We start from the raw sequence: 19,745 nt of genomic DNA, 5'->3' as shown, positions 1-19,745 counted from the left end.
GGCATATGAAATATTTTAAGAAAGCAGGAATTGCCGTCATATGGCTGCTAATTTGGCAATTACTTGCTATAATTGTACACAACAGAATATTGCTTGCGGGTCCGGTAGAATCACTTTCTGCACTTATGCAGATGGCAAAAACATCTGATTTTACCGCATCTGTTATTTCATCTGTAATTCATATAGTACTCGGGATAGTGATAGGATCGGTTCTTGGAATACTTCTTGGTGCATTGTCACTCAAGTTCAGACTTTTAGGTGAGTTTCTTTCACCGGTTGTGACCACTATAAAATCAGTACCTGTTGCAAGTTTTGTGGTACTTATACTGATTTGGATAGGAAGTGAGAACCTTTCAACTGTCATAGTAGCTTTGGTCGTGTTTCCTATTCTGTATCTTGCTACGACTAATGGTATGTCTGCAGCGGATGATGAGCTTCTCGAGATGGCGCATGTATATCGCATGCCTACGGCAAATAAAGTGAGATTTATCTATTTGCCTGCGCTTATTCCTTCATATCTTGGCGCGTTTTCAGTTGCTGTGGGTATGGGCTTTAAGAGCGGAGCAGCTGCAGAAGTAATAGGACAGCCACTTTTGACAATGGGTAATGGATTATATAAATCCAAGATAAATCTTGATACTGCGGAAGTATTTGCATGGACTTTCATGATAGTGCTTACTTCATTTATTGTTGAAAAGCTTTTCATGTTAATTATAGTTCTGTTTAAAAAGGCGCTTATACCTGCAGCATCATCAAACAGTAGTGATAAAAAAGTGGACGGGGAGGTGCGAGATGACAATTGATCTTGAGAATATCTCCAAGTCCTATGGAGCAAGAAAGGTTCTTGATAATTTCAATCTGGAAATAGCGGACGATCACTCATATGTGATCACAGGTCCGTCAGGAAGCGGCAAGACAACGCTGCTTCGAATAATTCTCGGGTTGGAAGAACCCGACAGTGGAAAAGTTCATCTGATGGGAGATTACAAATATGCCTGGCTTAATGCCGGAGTCGTCTTCCAGGAGAACAGGCTTTGCGAGAACTTTACCGCAGTTCAGAATGTGGTAATGGTAAATAAGAAAAATTCGGTGAAGGTAGCTGAGGAGGAACTTCTAAGGCTGCTACCCGAGGACTCGATACATAAACCTGTATCCGAGCTTTCCGGAGGGATGAAGAGAAGGGTATCAATAGTACGAGCCTGCTGCATTCCATCCGATATGCTTATACTGGATGAGCCCTTTACCGGACTCGACAGCGATAATCGAAAATTGGCTATCGATTATATAAGAGAAAAACAGGGCAGAAATCCTCTTCTTATAACGGCACATGATACAGAAGGGCTTGAATTCTGCAGGGAAATCCGGTTGTGAGAAAGTAATGATAATGGTAACAATCATCTGAATGCCTTTTGATTAATTAGGAAGGTACCCGTAGGGCAGATGTAGGGAATATTTTTAGGTAGGAGATATTTATGGTAACAAACGACAAAGGACTGGTAAGTTTCAAACACAAGATTATGGAAGAAGTCTGCCGCCTGGCATGGAAGGGTGAGCTTGACGAGGATCACAAGGATAAGCTTGCATACAAGCTTGCTCCCGGCCCTAAGCCTGAGTACAGATGCTGCGTTTATAAGGAACGTGAGATTGTACGTCAGAGAATTCGTCTTGCATGTGGACAGAACACAACCTACGATAGGGATTCTAAGAATATCGTGCAGGTTATTGATCCTGCTTGTGATGAATGTCCTATTTCAGCATTTTCAGTAACTGATAACTGCCGTTTTTGTATAGGTAAGGCGTGCCTTAACTCATGTAAGTTCGATGCGATTCATCCCGGTGATGTCAGAATGCATATCGATCCTGCAAAGTGTAAGGAATGTGGTATGTGTGCAAAGGCTTGTCCCTACGGTGCTATCGTTCATCTTGAGCGTCCCTGCCACAAGGCTTGCCCTGTAGGAGCTATTACCTACGATGAGTATGGATATTGTAAGATTGACGAGGATAAGTGCATACAGTGCGGACACTGCATACATAGTTGTCCCTTCGGAGCTATCGGATCAAAGACATATCTTGTTCAGATCATCGACGCCATCAAGGAAGGTAAGGAAGTAATCGCAATGTGCGCTCCTGCAACTGAGGGTCAGTTTGGTGAGAACATCACAATGGCAGCTATAAAGAATGCGCTTGTAAAGATTGGCTTCTCCGATATGGTTGAAGTTGGTCTTGGAGGAGATATGACAGCTGCTTACGAGTCCAAGGAATGGGCTGAGGCATATGCTGAGGGCAAGAAGATGACAACATCATGCTGTCCTGCATTCATCAATATGCTTAAGAAGCACTTCCCTGAGCAGTTTGAGAACAACATGTCTTCAACAATATCACCTATGTGTGCTATTTCAAGATACTTAAAGGCTACACGCCCCGGTTGCGTAACTGTATTCGTTGGCCCCTGCATCGCTAAGAAGTCAGAGGCGCAGGATGAGAGCGTACCGGATAATGCAGATTTCGTTGTAACTTACGGTGAACTCAGAGCTCTTATGAGATCAAAGGACGTAGAGTTTGAGCCTGTTGAAGATGAGTATCAGGAGTCTTCAATCTGGGGTAAGAGATTTGCCACAAGTGGCGGCGTTGCTAACGCAGTTATTGAGTGTATGCAGGAGAGAGGCGAAGATATCGGAGATCTTAAGCTTCACCGTGCAGCAGGTGGTATTGAATGTAAGAAGGCACTCACACTCCTTAAGATGGGTAAATTCCCTGATGACTTCATTGAGGGTATGGTTTGCCCCGGAGGTTGCGTAGGTGGTCCTTCAAAGCATAAGACAGAGACAGAAATCACTAAGGCAAGAGCAAGCCTTCTCGCAAAAGCCGATGGCAGAAAAGTGCTTGAAAATCTCAAGAACTATCCTATGGATAAGTTCTCAATGCACAGAGATGGAAAGAAGATTGATCTTCCGGATTAATAAATTGTAATTATTTATGTTAAGCGATTAAGCCCCTCAGACGTATAGCTGCTGATTAAAGCCTTCCCTATATTGTGGGAATGTGTCAGCGAAGCTGACGGATGAGGGGCATTATTTATAAAACTTTGATATTTTTTTATCTTTTCTTGAGTAAATTTAACATAGGGTATATAATCTATCAGTTCATATTATGTATAATGAAATAGTGCCTGAATTTTAGGACAAACATTATGAACATCACATGTACAATCAGTTAATACTTTTCACATATTCAGGAGGAATAAAAAATGTACGGTTTTGGAGAAATGATTTCCAAGCTTAAAGCTAATCCTAAGACTATTGTCTTTACAGAGGGTGAGGATCCCAGAATTCTTGAGGCTTCATCAAGACTTCTTGCAGGAAGCTTTTTAAAGCCTATACTTCTCGGTAATCCGGAGGTAATCAACAAGGTTGCAGAGGAAGAGGGCTACAACATCAGAGGAGCTCAGATCATAGATCCTAAGAACTATGAGGATTTTGAGAGCATGGTTGATGAGTTTGTTGAGCTTCGTAAGAGCAAGGGTATGACTCCCGAGCAGGCACGTGAAACACTTTCTCATGCAAATTACTTTGGAACAATGCTTGTTAAGATGAAGAAGGCTGACTGTCTCCTTGGTGGTGCTACATATTCAACGGCTGATACTGTAAGACCTGCGCTTCAGATTATTAAGACAAAGCCCGGTAACAGTGTTGTATCTTCATGCTTCATCCTGGTTCGTCCTTCAGCAATCGGAGACAATGAAGTCATCGCAATGGGTGACTGCGCTATCAACATTGATCCTACAGAGGATGAGCTTGTTGAGATCTGTGGTGAGACAGTAGAGTGTGCTAAGGCTTTCGGAGTTGATCCCAAGGTTGCATTCCTTTCATTCTCAACTAAGGGTTCAGCTAAGAGTCCTTCAGTAACTAAGATGCAGAATGCTACGAAGAAGGCTCAGGAGAAATATCCCAATATTCCTATCGACGGTGAGCTTCAGTTTGATGCAGCAGTTGCACCAAGGGTTGCAAGAAATAAGGCTCCGAACTCACCTGTAGCAGGACACGCAAATACATTCATTTTCCCTAACATCGATGCAGGTAACCTTGGTTACAAGATTGCACAGCGTATGGGCAATTTCGAGGCATATGGCCCGATTCTTCTCGGCCTTAATGCCCAGATCAACGACCTTTCAAGAGGCTGCAACGCTATAGAGGTTTATTCTATGGCTATCATTACAGCTTGCCTTGCATAATGACTTGCTTTTTCCGTAGATGGAAAGTTTAGAATGATGATTTTGCTTTTTCCGCAGATGGAAAGTTTAAAATGATGATTTTGCTTTTTCCGTAGATGGAAAGTTTAGAATGATGATTTTGCTTTTTCCGCAGATGGAAAGTTTAGAATGATGATTTTGCCTTCCCCCTCAGGGGGAAGGTGCCCGAAGGGCGGATGAGGGGAAACAGGAGACGTATGGACTATAAAGATTACATGGTAAGGGCCACAGCTGCAGATGCGCAGATTCGTGCCTTTGCCATCACGACAAGAAATCTGGTGGAAGAAGCCAGAAAAATACATGATTTAAGTCCTATCTGTAGCGCTGCTCTCGGACGACTTATGAGCGGTGCGCTTATGATGGGCGATATGCTTAAAAATGAAAAGGACGCTCTTACTGTAACAGTAGATGGCGATGGCCCTATCGGTGGACTTCTCGCAACTGTCAATAATAAGGGTGAGGTCAAGGGCTATGTTAAAAACAATGCGGTAGCACTTCCCAATAACGAAGCAGGACATCTTAATGTAGGTGGCGCTGTAGGAAACGGAACACTTACTGTTATAAGAGATCTTGGACTTAAGGATCCCTATGTGGGTACAATTCAGCTTTTGTCAGGCGAGATTGCTGATGACCTTACCTGCTATTTTGTTGAATCGGAACAGATACCTTCATCTGTTGGACTTGGTGTTCTTGTAAACAAAGATTTCTCAATCATGGAAGCGGGCGGATTCATTGTACAGCTCATGCCGGGAGCATCCGAAGATGTTATTTCCAAGCTTGAAGGTAACATTCAGGGAATGAAGACTGTTACGGATATCCTGAGAGAAGGCAAAACGCCTGAAGATCTTTTGGATTTGGTGCTTGCAGGTTTTGATTATGAGATTACTGATAACAAGCCTGTGAAATTTCATTGCGGCTGTGATAAGGATAGAGTAGAGAGAGCTCTTGTCCTTCTTGGAAAAAAGGAACTTGAGAATCTGGCTGCAGATGAAAAGGATATAGAAATTAAATGCCATTTCTGCGGAAAGGCATATTCATTTACTCCTGCAGATCTTAAAGAAATGATGCAAAGGGCTAAGTAAGCTTGATGCTGATATCTTCTGAAGACAAAACACGAGTTGATTTATCGGGAAGCTCAACTATGAGCTTCCCTTTTTTATTAATATCAAGGGCAACGGCTTCATACTCCTTGTCAGATGATATGACCAGGATGCTCTTTCCAAGCATATTCATGCGGGATTTATACTCATCAATTATATTTTCGGGAATGCTTCCCTTCAAAATATTATTTAATATGGCGGCAATAAGCTCATTCTTTGAAATAGATTCTTCGCCTTTAAGGAATAGACTGCCGACAGTTTTTCTAAGCTCCGGAGGAAAAGCTTCTGATTCCGAATTAAAGTTGATCCCGATTCCGAGAACAATATACTGGAGTTCTCCTGTATCAAAATCTGTACCGGCCTCTGCCAGAATTCCACATACTTTTTTATCCTCAATATAAAGGTCATTTAGCCATTTGATTTTGGGAAATACTGAAGTATTTTCTTCAATTGCTCTGCAGACACAGACACCTGCGAAGGGCGTGATAAGTGAAAAGCCATCTGTTTCAAGCTTTTCCGGTCGCAAGATTATACTCATGTAGATGCCGCCCTCCGGAGAGGTGAAGTGTCTTTTCTTTCTGCCTGTTCCACCGGTTTGGCGCTTTGCAATTATAACAGTCCCATGGGGAGCATCAAAGGTAGCCATACTTCTTGCGGTTTTATTAGTGGATTCCAACTCATCATATACTGTGATAAGTTCTGAGCTTACATAGGGTGACAGATTTTTTGAGATGCCTGAAACGGTGATGTTGTCGGCTTTTGCGGACAAAGAATAACCCCTGCGAGGGGCAGCGGAAATGCGGTAGCCTTCTCTACGCAGGGATTCTATAGCTTTCCAAACACTGTTCCTTGATATATGAAGTTCCTTTGCTAAAGTTTCTCCTGAGAAGTAGCGTCCGGAGTTTTCTTCAAGATAATTAAGTACAAGTGTTTTAGTGTCGGTCATTTTATATCCTCAAAGTACGCTTGATAATCTCTTCTTAAGCTGCGGTGCCAGAAGCGCTACCAATACAATCTTGAGTACTGCGGTAGGAATAAAGGGAAGTACACAAGCGGTAAAGCCTGCGATAAAGCTGCTTTTTGAAAAGATCATAAACCATAGTGTTCCAAATACATAATTGATTGTAGCACCAATCAGGAGACAAAGCACCAAGATAGTAAAGTAAATTGGTTTGATGGAGGAACCATTCTTTTTTGAGAAACGAATGCCAAGTTCATCACCGAGTCCTGCTGTAAAGGAAAGGATTGGGAATGAAATAAGAAATCCACCGGTTATACCAAAGAGTTTGCCGATACCTCCTGAAAATCCTGAAAAGACCGGAAGTCCTACGGCACCGATTAAAAGATATAAAAGAGTTGCGTAAGTACCTCGCTTTTTGTCAAGGATTATTCCGGCTATCGGAATAATGAGTGTTTGCAGAGTCATTGGAACACCTGCGGGCATAGGAATGGAAATCTGTGATAATACGCAGATGATTGCAGTGAATACTCCGATGAAACAGAAGTCTTTTAGTGCCTTGTCTGATCTCTTTGCGATTTCTTTTGCGCTTACGTTAGCCTGTTGTTCGTTCATGATGTAATCCTTCTTTCTTCCTGTAATTTGAAACTGTGTAGAATAGCGCTTGCAGTTTCTTTTTGATGTCAAAAATGTCACCTTATATCGATAAAAATAAGTGTAACAATGAGAGAATAGAATAAATTGTCTATATTGTCAACTACAATTATTGATAGAGGGTGACAATAATTAACTACAATATATAGTATCTAAAAGATGACAAACACAAAATGTTAGTAAAAAGAGTAAGATTTTCAAATTAAAATTAAATTGAAGCAAAAATAATATCAAATTAAGTATATTAGTCTGAAAATAGTGACAAATTTAAAAGAAAATAATTATTTTCAAATAAATACAAAAATATAAGCAAAATGTATTGACATTTTCGTACAATATTGATATTATCAATTTACCAACAAGAGAGCAGATAAATACTAAAGTAGAAGCGATGGTAGCGAGTGCTTTACCGGAGAATAAACAAACAGATTTATCTGTTTTTGAATAGACGTGAGATGCGGCGGCGTGTGCTTCACCAATTCGATCGGTCTATTCCTATCTTTTTAACGAATCGGTTGACTGCATGAACGGCGAGTAACGAGGATGCCGGTGGTCACAAGAAGATCATGATGCGCAGCATGATTTTTGCTAAAGGATTCGTGGAAATAAAATATTACGAAAAGGAGACAAAGTCCATTGGAAATTCAGAACTAGAGGGCATCGATCGTTGTGGTCGGTGCCCATTTTATTGTGCAAAAATATAATGAATCTTTCCAATGTATGCATACAAGTTATAAAATTTTCAGTTGCAAAGCAAAAAAATTTAGTGTATATTACGAAACTATGGAAGCTTCTAGACGAGTTTCTACTATTTACTATAAGAGGGGCGTTTAATGGCAACGAAGAAAAAGAACTTACTAATTGTAGAGTCACCTACAAAGGTGAAAGCAATAAAGAAATTTTTAGGATCAAGTTATGAGGTTGTGGCAAGCAACGGACATGTTCGTGATCTTCCCAGAAGTCAGATGGGAATAGACGTAGATCATGACTTTGAGCCTAAATATATTACTATTAGGGGAAAAGGCGATGTTCTTGCAGCACTTCGTAAGGCTGCTAAAAATGCTGATCATATTTATCTCGCAACTGACCCTGACCGTGAGGGTGAAGCTATTTCCTGGCATTTGATGACTGCACTTAAGCTTGAGAATGAAAAGGATCGTTTTTCAAGGGTGACATTTAATGAGATAACACAGTCGGCAGTTAAAGAGGCTATGAAGCACCCCAGAGATATAGATATGAATCTCGTTGATGCTCAGCAGGCTAGACGAGTACTTGATAGAATGGTGGGATATCAGATTTCACCTCTTTTGTGGGAGAAAATTAAGAGAGGCCTTTCAGCAGGACGAGTTCAGTCAGTGGCTCTTAGAATCATCTGCGACAGAGAGGATGAAATCAATTCATTTATCCCGCAGGAATACTGGACCCTTGATGTAAATCTTAAGGTTAAGGGTGAGAAGAAACCGATTGTTGCACATTATTATGGTAAGGATGGCAAAAAGGTAGATATTTCATCCAAGGCAGAACTTGATGAAATTTTAAAGGATTTAAAGGGTAAGAAGTTTAAGATATCCGAGATTAAGAAGGGTGAGCGCACGAAGAAGGCACCGCTTCCTTTTACAACATCAACTCTTCAGCAGGAGGCTTCAAAAGCACTTAACTTCTCGACTCAGAAGACAATGCGCACAGCGCAGCAGCTGTATGAAGGAATCGATATGGGCAAGGCCGGTACAGTAGGTCTTATCACATATCTTCGTACGGATTCAACAAGAATTTCCGATGAAGCCCAGGCTTCTGCAGCTAATTATATTTCAAATGCTTTTGGCGATGAATACCTCGCAGAGAAGGTTCAGGGAGCTAAGGCGGGAGCTAAGATCCAGGATGCTCACGAAGCTATCAGACCTACAGATGTAAATAACACACCTGTGGCTGTTAAGGAGTTCCTCAGCCGCGATCAGTTCCGTCTGTATCAGCTTATCTGGAGAAGATTTATGGCCAGCAGAATGGCTGCTGCAAGATATGAGACAACATCAGTTAAAATTGATGCCGGTGAACATCGCTTTACAGTAGCTGCTTCCAGAACTGTTTTTGACGGCTTCATGAATGTTTATACTGATGAAGATGATCAGATAGAGAAGAATACTCTTGCTAAGAGAATTGATGAGAAATCAGAGCTTGAACTTCAGGACTTTGAAGAGAAGCAGCATTTCACACAGCCTGCTCCTCACTATACAGAGGCTTCACTTGTTCATGATCTTGAGGCACTTGGCATTGGAAGACCTTCAACCTATGCGCCTACGATCACAACAATTCTTGCAAGACATTATATTACCAAGGAAAACAAAAACCTTTACGTCACAGAGCTTGGCGAGGCTGTAAACAAGATGATGAATGAGGCATTTCCTCAGATCGTTGATGTAAGCTTCACTTCCAATATGGAGACACTGCTTGATGGCGTTGCCGAAGGTGATGTTAAGTGGAAGACAATTGTTGAGAACTTCTATCCTGATCTTGCGGATGCAGTAGAGAAGGCTCAGAAGGAAATAGAGAAGGTTGAGATCCAGGATGAAGCAACAGATGTTGTGTGCGAAAACTGTGGACGCAACATGGTTATCAAATATGGACCTCATGGTAAATTCCTTGCATGTCCCGGTTTCCCGGAGTGCAGAAATACAAAGCCTTACTATGAGAAGACCGGAGTGTCCTGTCCTAAGTGTGGCAAGGATATTGTTCTTAAGAGAACGAAGAAGGGACGTCTATATTACGGATGTGTAGACAACCCGGATTGCGACTTTATGGTATGGCAGAAGCCATCTAAGAAGACTTGTCCCAGATGTGGGGGACTCATGCTCATCAAGAACAACAAGCTTGTATGTAACGACCCTGAGTGTGGCAACATAATCGACCGCAATAAGGATGATGAATAATACCCTAAAGCCTTCCTCCACTGGAGGAAGGTGGCACGAAGTGCCGGATGAGGGATTAAGCGCAGATATATTGTATATGTCTGCGCTATTTTTATCTTTATTTTGATTTGTAGATAATATTCATTAAATTTTAATAAAAATATACACAAATCACTTTGATGTAAAGTATATTTTGTGTTACAATCACGTTAGTTGTAGTAGATTTATGTAAACTTATGGGCATTTTCAGATAAAAGGAGACTTTTTAATGAGTAGCGTACAGCTTTTGGATAAAACCAGAAAAATCGGGAAACTTCTACACAACAGTAATTCCGGCAAGGTGGTTTTTAATGATATTTGTACAGTTCTTTGTGATATTCTAAATTCCAACATGCTGGTAATCAGCCGAAAAGGGAAGGTACTTGGAATAGGCGAAACTTCAGCTGTTGATTCCCTTGGTGAAATGCTCGTGGATGATGTGGGAAGCTTTATAGATCCCATGCTCAATGAAAGACTCCTTACTGTTTTATCAACAAAAGAAAATGTCAATCTGGAAACACTTGGCTTTGAAGATGTCGATATGAGAAAATACCAGGCTATCATAACTCCGATTGAGATTGCGGGTGAGAGACTGGGAACACTCTTTTTGTATAAGTGCAATGAACCCTATGATATTGACGATATAATTCTTTGCGAATACGGAACTACTGTGGTAGGACTGGAGATGCTTAGAGCAGTCAATGAGGAAAACGCTGAGGAGAGCAGAAAGCTTGCGGTTGTTAAGTCTGCCATCAGCACATTGTCATTCTCTGAGATGGAAGCAATCATTCATATCTTTGATGAGCTCAATGGTATGGAGGGTGTTCTGGTGGCAAGTAAGATTGCAGACAGAGTTGGCATTACCAGAAGCGTAATCGTGAATGCTCTCAGAAAATTTGAGAGTGCGGGTGTCATCGAATCCAGATCATCCGGAATGAAGGGCACATATATTAAAGTTTTAAATGATGTCGTATTTGATGAAATTAAAAAACTTAAAGCTCAGATGTAATGAGACATAATGGCTAATCCGAAATATTATTTGCAGGATGGACGATGATGAAGGGATTTATCTTAATGGATAAATCCCTTATGCATTAATACAAAAACTAATTCTTGTGTTTGACTGAAATGAAAAGCACAATATCAAGTATAATTTTTGGCAAATTGCTTGTAATTTGATTAAAATCATCTTAATATGTAAATAAGGGTTAAAAGGTTAACCTGCCTTCACTATGTTCGGAGGGGAGAATATGATCAATAGTAACGCGTTTGATTACATTAATGTACTTGATAAAACCGCAGATGCTTCCTGGATCAGGAATGAGGTTTTATCTAATAACATTGCAAATGTAAATACTCCTAATTACAAGAGACAGGACGTGGCATTTGAGAGGGAACTTGAGCGTGCTTTGGGCAATTCCAGGTACAAGACCATGGATGCCAAGGTTTCAGGACTTAAGATCAACAGACTGAAGCCTAGACCATATACTGACTATTCTAATTTTTCATACAGAATGGACGGCAATAACGTAGATATTGATACCGAGAATGTAACTCTTGCAGCTAACCAGCTTAAGTATCAGGGTGTAATGCTTGGAATAAAGTCAGAGTTTTCCAATCTGCAGACAGCCATGAGAGGGCAGTAAGGAGTAATCTATGATAAGTACTGGTAATTTATTTGATTCCTTCAATATTAACTCTTCGGGAATGACAGCGGAGCGCTTCCGCATGGACATTATTTCCCAGAATATTGCTAATGCAAATACCACCAGAGATGCGACTGGTGATGTATATACGAGAAAGGTTGTTACCTTTTCGGAGAAGGGTATGCAGACGCCATTTTCCAAAATTCTCAATGAGAGATTGGATCACTACAGTGGAAGAGGTGTAAAAGTATCCTCCATAAGGGATGATACCTGGACAGATTACAAGATGGTATATGATCCGTCACATCCTGATGCGGATGAGTTTGGATATGTTACTTATCCCAATGTTGATATAGTAACAGAGATGACAAACCTGATAGATGCGCAGCGTGGCTACGAGGCCAATGCTACTGCGTTTAATTCAAGCAAGAACCTAATGTCACAGGGGCTTTCAATAGCTCAGGGCTAAACTTCATTTTGGAGGCATAAATGGCAGATATTGATATCAGTCAGATAAGAAATGTTCATTCAACTGCAATCAGAAATGCAGAGAAGGTTAATTCCAAGGTTACCAATCCACTTGGGGACAGGTTTGGTAATGATGGCTCCTTTTCCAATATTTTCAAAAGGGCTGTAGAGAATGTAAATACGACAAATGCATACCTGTCAGATGCCGAGAATGAGGAGATCAAATGGTCTCTGGGCGAAACGGATAATACTCACGATCTTGCTATTGCTCTGCAGAAGGCAGAGACAGCGCTGCAGTACACAGTTGCTGTCAGAGATCGTATGCTTTCAGCATATAAAGAGATTATGCAGATGCAGATTTGATAGAGATTATGTAATTATAATAATGCCTTCCCCTTGGGTGGAAGGTGTCACCGAAGGTGACAAATGAGGGGATGTTGTAGGTTTAGAAGTTTTGGGAGGATTTTAGTATGCGAGAACGTCTTTTGGAGCTCAGGGACAGGATCCTTGAGTGGTGGAATCGCTTTACAATCAGACAGAAGACGCTTATTGGGGCAGGAGTTCTGGGCGTTGCCCTGGTAATTATTATCCTGGTCACTGTATATAATCAGCCTCAGTATGTACAGGTTGCAACTGTTGAGACCATGAAGGAAGCTCAGCAGGTTATTGAGCTATTTGATGAAAATGGAATCAAGTACCGAAAGTCAGAGGATAATCTCAGATTCGAAGTTTTGAAATCGGAAGAGAGTAAAGCCTCTCTTTTGCTTGGAACAAACTACATTCAGCCTGATACCTACAGCATAGAGAATGTATTAGACGGTGGTTTCTCAACTACAGAATCCGATAAGCAGAAGAAATATATTGCTTATAAAGAGACTAAGCTTGCAAAAGATTTTGAAGATTACTTTGATGCCATTGAAAGTGCAAGGGTTGAGCTTCATGTACCGGTAAATGACGGAACTCTTTTATCAAAAAATGAAGAGTCTTCAGCCAGTGTATTTTTAAGACTTAAAGATCCGGAAGCATTTACAGAAGATAATGCGGCATTTTTGGCTAGAGCAACTGCCAATGCACTTGGTAATACAACTACCGATAAGATTATTATCATGGACACCGAGGGTAACTTGTTATTCTCAGGGGCAGAAGAAACCTCTGCAGCAGGTCTGGCAAGTACGCAGCTTACAGCTAAGACCAAGGCAGAGCAACAGGTCAGGAACGAAGTTATAAGAGTTCTTCAGGGAACAAAGCTTTACAATGATATTGAGGTAGCGTCTAACCTTATCCTTGATTTTTCAAATATCAAGAAGACTACTCATACATATACACCTGCAGAAGGTCAGACACAGGGTGTTTTGAGTCATGAGGATAGCTATAACGCTAATAATGTAAACGGTACCAGCGGAATTCCCGGTACGGATACCAACAACGATGATGAAACCTCTTATATGCTTCAGGATACTGAGAATTCATCATCAACGATTGAAGAAGAGTCTAAGGACTATCTTCCTAACGAGGAAATCACAACGGTTGATACTCCTTCAGGTAAGGTCAACTATGAGGAGTCAACTATTTCCGTAACTGCAACTAAGTTTGTTGTTTATAATGAAGATAACTATAAGCCGGAAGATCATAATGATATGACATGGTCTGAGTTCAAGGAAAATACCGGTGTTACACAAACGGAAGTTTCCGAGGACACAATTAATATTGTTGCGAAGGCAACAGGTATCTCAGCGGCCAATATTTCTATGACAGCCTATGAACAGCCTGAGTTCTTTGATTCAGAGGGAAAAGGTCTTACCTTTACGGATGTACTGCAGGCTATACTTATTCTTCTTATCCTTGGACTTCTTGCATTTGTTATCTGGAGAAGTATCAGAACCAGGAAGGAAGAGATTGAGATTGAGGAAGCTGAGGAGGAAGAACTCCCAGAAGAGCTTTCTGTTGAAGAACTACTTGAATCACAGCCCGAGGAATATATTGAGGAAGAGGAAGGTCTTGCTGATATAACCATGGAAGAGGGAAGTGAGACAATGAAGCTTATTGAGAAATTTATAGAAGAGAATCCTGAAGCGGCTGCGATACTCCTTCGCAATTGGCTTAAGGAAGACTATGAATTATAATTACCTAAAAATCACGGAGGGGAGTATTTACAATGGCTATTGATGGCGAAGATTTTGATGATGACGAGCTAGATGGTGGTACCGGTGGCGCCGCGATGCCTCCTGTAGGCAATTATGATCCGGCTCTTACTGCGAACCTTTCGGGAACACAGAAAGCAGCCATTCTTTTGATTGCCCTTGGACCGGAAAAATCATCTGCAATATTTAAACACCTAAAGGAAGACGAGATAGAGGAACTTACTCTTGAGATAGCCAATACCAGAAGTGTTACGCCTCAGATCAAGGAAGCGGTTATTGAGGAGTTTTACGGAATCTGTCTTGCTCAACAGTATATTGCTGAGGGTGGTATCAACTATGCTAAGGAGCTTTTGGAGAAGGCTCTTGGTGAAGACAAGGCCATGGATGTTATCAGTAAGCTGACAGCATCTCTGCAGGTTAAGCCCTTTGAATTTATCAGAAAGGCAGATCCTTCACAGCTCCTAACGTTCATTCAGGATGAGCACCCGCAGACAATTGCTCTTGTTATGTCCTATATGTCCTCAGCTCAGAGTGCTATGATACTTGGTGCTTTGCCGCCTGAGAGACAGGCTGATGTTGCCAGACGTATTGCGACTATGGACAGAACAAGTCCTGATACAATCAAAGAAGTTGAAAGAGTACTTGAATCTAAGCTTTCATCACTCGTTAACCAGGATTACACGGTTGTCGGTGGTGTAGATGCTGTAGTTGAAATACTTAATGCTGTTGATCGTTCAACAGAGAAACATATCATGGAGACTCTGGAAATCGAGCAGCCTGAGCTTGCTGATGAGATCCGAAAGAAGATGTTCGTGTTCGAGGATATCCTGCTTTTGGACGACCGTGCGATTCAGCGCGTGCTGCGTGATGTTGATAATGCTGATCTTGGTCTTGCATGTAAGGGATCTACCGAACAGGTACAGACTGCTATCTTCAACAACCTGTCTAAGCGCCTTGCTCAGATGATCAAGGAGGACATGGACTTCATGGGACCTGTTCGTATGAAGGATGTTGAGGAAGCTCAGCAGAAGATTGTTAATGTCATCCGTAAGCTTGAGGATGCCGGTGAGATTGTAATCTCCAGAGGCGGAGGTGATGACCTGGTTGTCTAATCAATCTAATTTGCTTAAGTTCGGTTGGTATCAGGTTGATGAGAACGACAAGCACATCATAGATAACAATGAACTGGCTGAAAAGAAAATAGAAAAATATCAGGCTGAAGAAGCCAAAAGAAGGGAGGCATTGGAGAAAGGTGAGCCAGTGCCTGCTTTTAGTGGCTTTGAAGAGGGCCTTGGATTTGAACAGATAGGGTCATATGATGACCAGAACATAATCGGCAATACTAATTTCGGAGATCCGGGAGAGCTTCAAGAGTTTTCTGAAGATTTTCAGGACGAATTTTTATCGAATGAAGGTGCCGCTAATTTTGGTGAGGCTTTTGATAATATAGGTGAAGGCTTCGATGAGAACGCCGGATTTCCTATGGAGGATCACCAGGGCTTTGCGGAGAATGAAGCCTATGGCATACCTGATGGTGCTCAGGATGAAAATCTATCAGGGCTCTATGATGAAAATGTTGCTGCCGAAGATAGTATGGGATATCAGGGTGAAGGCTTTGACCAGGGCATGGGCGTTCCTGAAGAAGATGTGAATCCTGACATGGATATTCCGACTTCAGCTGAGCCGCCGGCTCAGGAGGTTCCTCAGATAAATCTCGAGGAGATTCAGGCCCAGATTGATGAACAGATCAGAATGGCAGAGGAACAGGCAAAACAGCTTGTCGATGATGCGCAAGCCCAGGCTGATGAAATCAGAAATCAGGCCATGGAAGAAGGAAGAGCAGCCGGATATGAGGAAGGAATCAGACAGGCAGCTGAAGAAATCGAGAAAATGAGAGCTGATGCTGAAGCTGAAATTGAGGCAGAGAAGCAAAAACAGCAGTCTGATTTCCAACAGCTTGTTGCGAGTATAGAGCCTGATATGGTGGATGTTCTCACACAGATATATGAACATGTTTTTAATGTGGAACTTAGGGAAAACAAGGATATTATCCTTCATCTTATAAGAACAACTCTTAGTAAGATGGACAGCGGTACCGATATTATTCTGCATATTTCTTCGGACGATTATGATCTCGTTTCGGATGAAAAGAGCAATCTGGAGGAGGCAATGGCATCGCCGAATTCGACTCTTGAAATAGTTGAGGATCCGCTTCTTAAGGAAAACGAATGCATAATAGAATCCGAGGGTGGCGTATTTGACTGCTCTCTTGGCGTGGAGCTCTCTGAACTTGGAAGAAAGTTAAAGCTCTTATCATTTGACAGGAGTAGACGCTGATGGCAAACGGAATTATTGATTATTCAAAATATAAAAGAATATCCAACAACGTGTTTTATAAGGTCCGTGGTAAGGTTGTAAATGTAGTAGGTCTTACTATTGAATCAGCCGGTCCGGAAGCTAAGATGGGGGATATCTGTTATATCTATTCCAAAAAGAAGGATGGCGAATCAACCGGAAGACCTTCCGGAAGAGGGACCATGGCTGAGGTTGTAGGTTTTAAGGATAATCATGTTCTTCTTATGCCTTATGAAAATATAAGTGGTATAGGAAGCGGCAGTATTGTTGAAAATACAGACTCGCCGCTTCGTGTTAATGTGGGAGAAGGTCTGCTTGGTAAAACTCTCGATGGACTAGGAAGGATTGACGGACACAGCTATGGACAGGGAGTTGTTCTGGAAAACGGAATAGCATATTCTGTTGAGAACCAGCCTCCGGATCCTATGACAAGAGATCCGATATCGGATGTTTTATCACTGGGAGTTAAGGCGGTTGATGGACTCCTTACAGTTGGCAAGGGTCAGAGAATAGGAATATTCGCCGGTTCCGGTGTTGGTAAATCCACTCTGATGGGAATGTTTGCAAGAAACACCAATGCGGATATCAATGTCATAGCTCTTATTGGAGAGCGAGGCAGAGAGGTTCGCGAATTCATAGAAAGAGACCTTGGACCTGAAGGTATGGAAAGGTCAATAGTAGTTGTTGCCACATCTGATAAGCCTGCACTTGAGAGACTTAAAGCGGCTAAAACGGCAACTTCAATTGCTGAGTATTTTCGTGATAAGGGAAAAGACGTGCTTCTGATGATGGATTCCCTGACACGTTTTTCAATGGCACAAAGAGAAATAGGTTTGGCAAGTGGTGAACCGCCTGTATCAAGAGGATATCCGCCGAGCGTTTATGCTGAAATGCCAAAGCTCCTTGAGAGAGCGGGCAAGTCCAGAAAGGGCTCCATTACCGGATTATATACCGTTCTTGTAGATGGTGATGATTTTAATGAACCTATCACAGATACTGCCAGAGGTATTCTGGATGGACATATAGTTTTAAACAGAAAACTGGCACAGAAAAACCACTATCCTGCAATAGATGTTCTCGCCAGCATCTCCAGATGTATGAGTGCTATTGCTCCGGCTGAACAGAAAAGAGCAGCCGGAAAGCTTAAAAATGTACTTGCTACATATTCCGATGCCGAGGATCTTATTAATATCGGTGCATATAAAGCAGGTGCGAATAAAAACATTGATTATGCCGTATCAAAAATCGATGCGGTAAATGCGTTCCTTATGCAGGAGACGGATGAGAAGTTTACTTACGAGGAAGTCGTTGCTCAGCTTGAGAACATGTTTAGAGAATGAAATTTACTTTAAGCAAAAAGCCTTCCCCTTGGGTGGGAAGGTGGCACGAAGTGCCAGATGAGGGGCTATGGCAAGATTCAACTATAGACTTCAGGGTGTTCTTAACCTGCGCCTTCAGCAGGAGGAGCAGGTCAAGATGGAATTTGCTCAGGCGATGAAGGAGCTAAATGACCAACTGGACATTCTGAATCAATATATAAAAACAAGAGATGCTTTCATTCAGGAGGGCTATGAACTTCGTAGCGCCAGTATTATGGATGTTCAGGCTATCATGGATAACAATTATTATGAAAAGCAGATGGATGTCATAATAAAGGATCAGGAAGTCAAAGTTGATGCCTACAGAGCTAAAACCGAAGTGGCCAGAATGAAACTGACAAGGGCTGTCCAAGAGAGAAAGATGCAGGAGAGGCTAAAAGAGAGATCCTTTGAGCAATTCATGGAAGAAGAGAAGGAAGCTGAGGCTAAGGAAGTAGATGAAAGATCCAGCTTCACATATACCAGACGAACCAGAGAGGGGAATTAATGGCAGAAAAAGCAGCTAAGGAAGAAAAAGAAGCCTCAGTATTACCAAAACCAGTTGATCCCGATAAAGAGGCTAGAAAAAAATTAAAAGAAGAGAGAAAAGCGCTGCGTCAGGAACTTAAGGAGCAGAAAAAAGCTGCGAAGCTGAAGGAAGCCGAGCTTGCCGAGCGAAATGCTGAGCTGAATGGCGATGATGGAGGCGGAGTGGCAACGCTTGTTGTTACCTTTTTCATAATCCTGATCTGGCTCATAATCATGGGGCTTTTGATCAAACTTGATTTCGGAAGCTTTGGATCGCATGTCCTTGCTCCGATTATTGGAGATATACCCGGAATTAACAGGATACTGCCGGAGGGTAGCTATACACCGACTTCCAAGAAGGAGGCTGAGACAGCAGAACCACTGGTCAATCCTGTTGATGAGCAGCTTGCAAACAGTCTTGATGAAGCGAATCTTTATATCAAGAGACTTGAGAATGAGCTCCGAAAGGAAATGGAGGAAAACAATACACTTCAGGAAGAAAACGAGAGGCTTCAGACAGAAATAACAAGGCTGCAGCCATTTGAACAGAATCAGTCGAAGCTTGAGCAGGAAAAAGAGGACTTCTATAAAAATGTCGTTTATGCTGATAATGCTCCTGCTGTTGAGGAATATCGCAGGTATTACGAAGAGATCGAACCTGATGTAGCGGCACAGATTTATGCCCAGATTATTCAGGGAGAGGCTGATGACGTTGAGCTTGAACAATATGTAAAGGCTTATTCGTCCATGAAGGCTAAGGAAGCAGCAGCTATATTTGATGCAATGATTGAAAATGATACAGGTGATGCTGTCAGACTTATCTCGCGAATACTTGGTAAGATGAGTGCTGAAAATCGTGGTGCGATTTTGGATAAGATGACTGAGGAATATGCCGGAAAAGTCACCGATTACATGGAACCCGCAACCCATAAGGCAACTGTGTCAGGGGTAAGTAATTGATTTTGCCCTCATCCGTCGACTTTGTCGACACCTTCCCCCAGAGGGGGAAGGCAAGTGATACGTTTTATGCCGTACAAAAGCCTTCCTCTTTGTGGGAAGGCAAGTGATACGTTTTATGCCGTACAAAAGCCTTCCCCTTTGTGGGAAGGCAAGTGATACGTTTTATGCCGTACAAAAGCCTTCCTCTTTGTGGGAAGGCAAGTGATACATTTTATGCCGTACAAAAGCCTTCCTCTTTGTGGGAAGGCAAGTGATACACTTTATGCTGTACAAAAGCCTTCCTCTTTGTGGGAAGGCAAGTGATACACTTTATGCTGTACAAAAGCCTTCCCCCTCTGGGGGAAGGTGGCACGAAGTGCCGGATGAGGGGTTTATATTTTTTTAAT

The 19,745-nt window shown here is 41.9% G+C and carries 18 protein-coding genes; 16 read left to right on the top strand and 2 right to left on the bottom strand.

Annotated features, from left to right (window positions below):
- The first annotated feature begins 5 nt into the window (after positions 1-5).
- The 5 genes from G586_RS21650 to hslO all read left to right on the top strand — a co-directional run bounded on the left by G586_RS21650 (position 6) and on the right by hslO (position 5,331).
- Positions 6-803: an ABC transporter permease gene (locus tag G586_RS21650; RefSeq protein ID WP_051204488.1), complete on the top strand. Its 798-nt coding sequence runs from the start codon at positions 6-8 to the stop codon at positions 801-803.
- On the top strand, positions 793-1,371 hold the full coding sequence (locus tag G586_RS0103640) for an ABC transporter ATP-binding protein (protein WP_026526622.1): 579 nt from the start codon (positions 793-795) through the stop codon (positions 1,369-1,371). The genes G586_RS21650 and G586_RS0103640 overlap by 11 nt, the downstream gene beginning before the upstream one ends.
- Before the next feature lie 101 nt (positions 1,372-1,472).
- Complete coding sequence (locus G586_RS0103635; RefSeq protein WP_026526621.1) at positions 1,473-2,960, top strand: 4Fe-4S dicluster domain-containing protein; 1,488 nt, start codon at positions 1,473-1,475, stop codon at positions 2,958-2,960.
- A 287-nt stretch (positions 2,961-3,247) separates the two neighbouring features.
- Positions 3,248-4,231, top strand: coding sequence for a phosphate acetyltransferase (gene pta, locus G586_RS0103630; protein WP_026526620.1), 984 nt, complete (start codon positions 3,248-3,250; stop codon positions 4,229-4,231).
- 215 nt (positions 4,232-4,446) lie between these two features.
- On the top strand, positions 4,447-5,331 hold the full coding sequence (gene hslO, locus G586_RS0103625; protein ID WP_026526619.1) for an Hsp33 family molecular chaperone HslO: 885 nt from the start codon (positions 4,447-4,449) through the stop codon (positions 5,329-5,331).
- On the opposite strand, the gene G586_RS0103620 is transcribed toward hslO, so the two are convergent.
- Positions 5,324-6,295, bottom strand: coding sequence for a biotin--[acetyl-CoA-carboxylase] ligase (locus G586_RS0103620; protein ID WP_026526618.1), 972 nt, complete (start codon positions 6,293-6,295; stop codon positions 5,324-5,326). The two genes, hslO and G586_RS0103620, sit on opposite strands and share 8 nt — an antisense overlap.
- A gap of 9 nt (positions 6,296-6,304) precedes the next feature.
- Positions 6,305-6,922, bottom strand: a complete 618-nt coding sequence (locus G586_RS0103615; protein ID WP_051204497.1) for a biotin transporter BioY — start codon at positions 6,920-6,922, stop codon at positions 6,305-6,307.
- 872 nt (positions 6,923-7,794) lie between these two features.
- Here G586_RS0103615 and topA point away from each other — a divergent pair.
- The 11 genes from topA to G586_RS21645 all read left to right on the top strand — a co-directional run bounded on the left by topA (position 7,795) and on the right by G586_RS21645 (position 19,359).
- Positions 7,795-9,885, top strand: a complete 2,091-nt coding sequence (gene topA, locus G586_RS0103610) for a type I DNA topoisomerase (protein ID WP_026526616.1) — start codon at positions 7,795-7,797, stop codon at positions 9,883-9,885.
- 247 nt (positions 9,886-10,132) lie between these two features.
- Positions 10,133-10,912 (top strand): GTP-sensing pleiotropic transcriptional regulator CodY, encoded by a 780-nt coding sequence (gene codY, locus G586_RS0103605; RefSeq protein ID WP_022760178.1) that lies wholly within the window; start codon positions 10,133-10,135, stop codon positions 10,910-10,912.
- Positions 10,913-11,153: 241 nt separating this feature from the next.
- Positions 11,154-11,549 carry a flagellar basal body rod protein FlgB gene (gene flgB / locus G586_RS0103600; protein ID WP_026526615.1) on the top strand — a complete coding sequence of 132 codons (396 nt, stop codon included), beginning with the start codon at positions 11,154-11,156 and terminating at the stop codon, positions 11,547-11,549.
- A gap of 10 nt (positions 11,550-11,559) precedes the next feature.
- Complete coding sequence (gene flgC, locus G586_RS0103595) at positions 11,560-12,018, top strand: flagellar basal body rod protein FlgC (protein ID WP_026526614.1); 459 nt, start codon at positions 11,560-11,562, stop codon at positions 12,016-12,018.
- Between the two features lie 20 nt (positions 12,019-12,038).
- Positions 12,039-12,380, top strand: a complete 342-nt coding sequence (fliE, locus tag G586_RS0103590) for a flagellar hook-basal body complex protein FliE (protein WP_051204486.1) — start codon at positions 12,039-12,041, stop codon at positions 12,378-12,380.
- Positions 12,381-12,487: 107 nt separating this feature from the next.
- Positions 12,488-14,140, top strand: coding sequence for a flagellar M-ring protein FliF C-terminal domain-containing protein (locus G586_RS0103585; RefSeq protein WP_026526612.1), 1,653 nt, complete (start codon positions 12,488-12,490; stop codon positions 14,138-14,140).
- Positions 14,141-14,235: 95 nt separating this feature from the next.
- A complete protein-coding gene (gene fliG / locus G586_RS0103580) occupies positions 14,236-15,270 on the top strand; it encodes a flagellar motor switch protein FliG (RefSeq protein WP_026526611.1) in 1,035 nt (344 codons plus the stop codon).
- Positions 15,254-16,495, top strand: a complete 1,242-nt coding sequence (locus G586_RS0103575; protein WP_081674171.1) for a FliH/SctL family protein — start codon at positions 15,254-15,256, stop codon at positions 16,493-16,495. Before fliG ends, G586_RS0103575 begins: the two co-directional genes overlap by 17 nt.
- Positions 16,495-17,853 (top strand): flagellar protein export ATPase FliI, encoded by a 1,359-nt coding sequence (fliI, locus tag G586_RS0103570; protein WP_035772367.1) that lies wholly within the window; start codon positions 16,495-16,497, stop codon positions 17,851-17,853. Before G586_RS0103575 ends, fliI begins: the two co-directional genes overlap by 1 nt.
- A 67-nt stretch (positions 17,854-17,920) precedes the next feature.
- Positions 17,921-18,379 (top strand): flagellar export protein FliJ, encoded by a 459-nt coding sequence (gene fliJ, locus G586_RS0103565; protein WP_026526608.1) that lies wholly within the window; start codon positions 17,921-17,923, stop codon positions 18,377-18,379.
- Positions 18,379-19,359, top strand: a complete 981-nt coding sequence (locus G586_RS21645) for a hypothetical protein (RefSeq protein WP_051204484.1) — start codon at positions 18,379-18,381, stop codon at positions 19,357-19,359. Before fliJ ends, G586_RS21645 begins: the two co-directional genes overlap by 1 nt.
- Positions 19,360-19,745: the final 386 nt, after the last annotated feature.

The organism is Butyrivibrio sp. VCD2006 (assembly GCF_000423925.1).
In the GTDB taxonomy this organism is placed as follows: domain Bacteria; phylum Bacillota; class Clostridia; order Lachnospirales; family Lachnospiraceae; genus Butyrivibrio.
The sequence above is the reverse complement of the archived record's forward strand: the minus strand, read 5'-3'. Positions and strand labels throughout refer to the sequence as shown.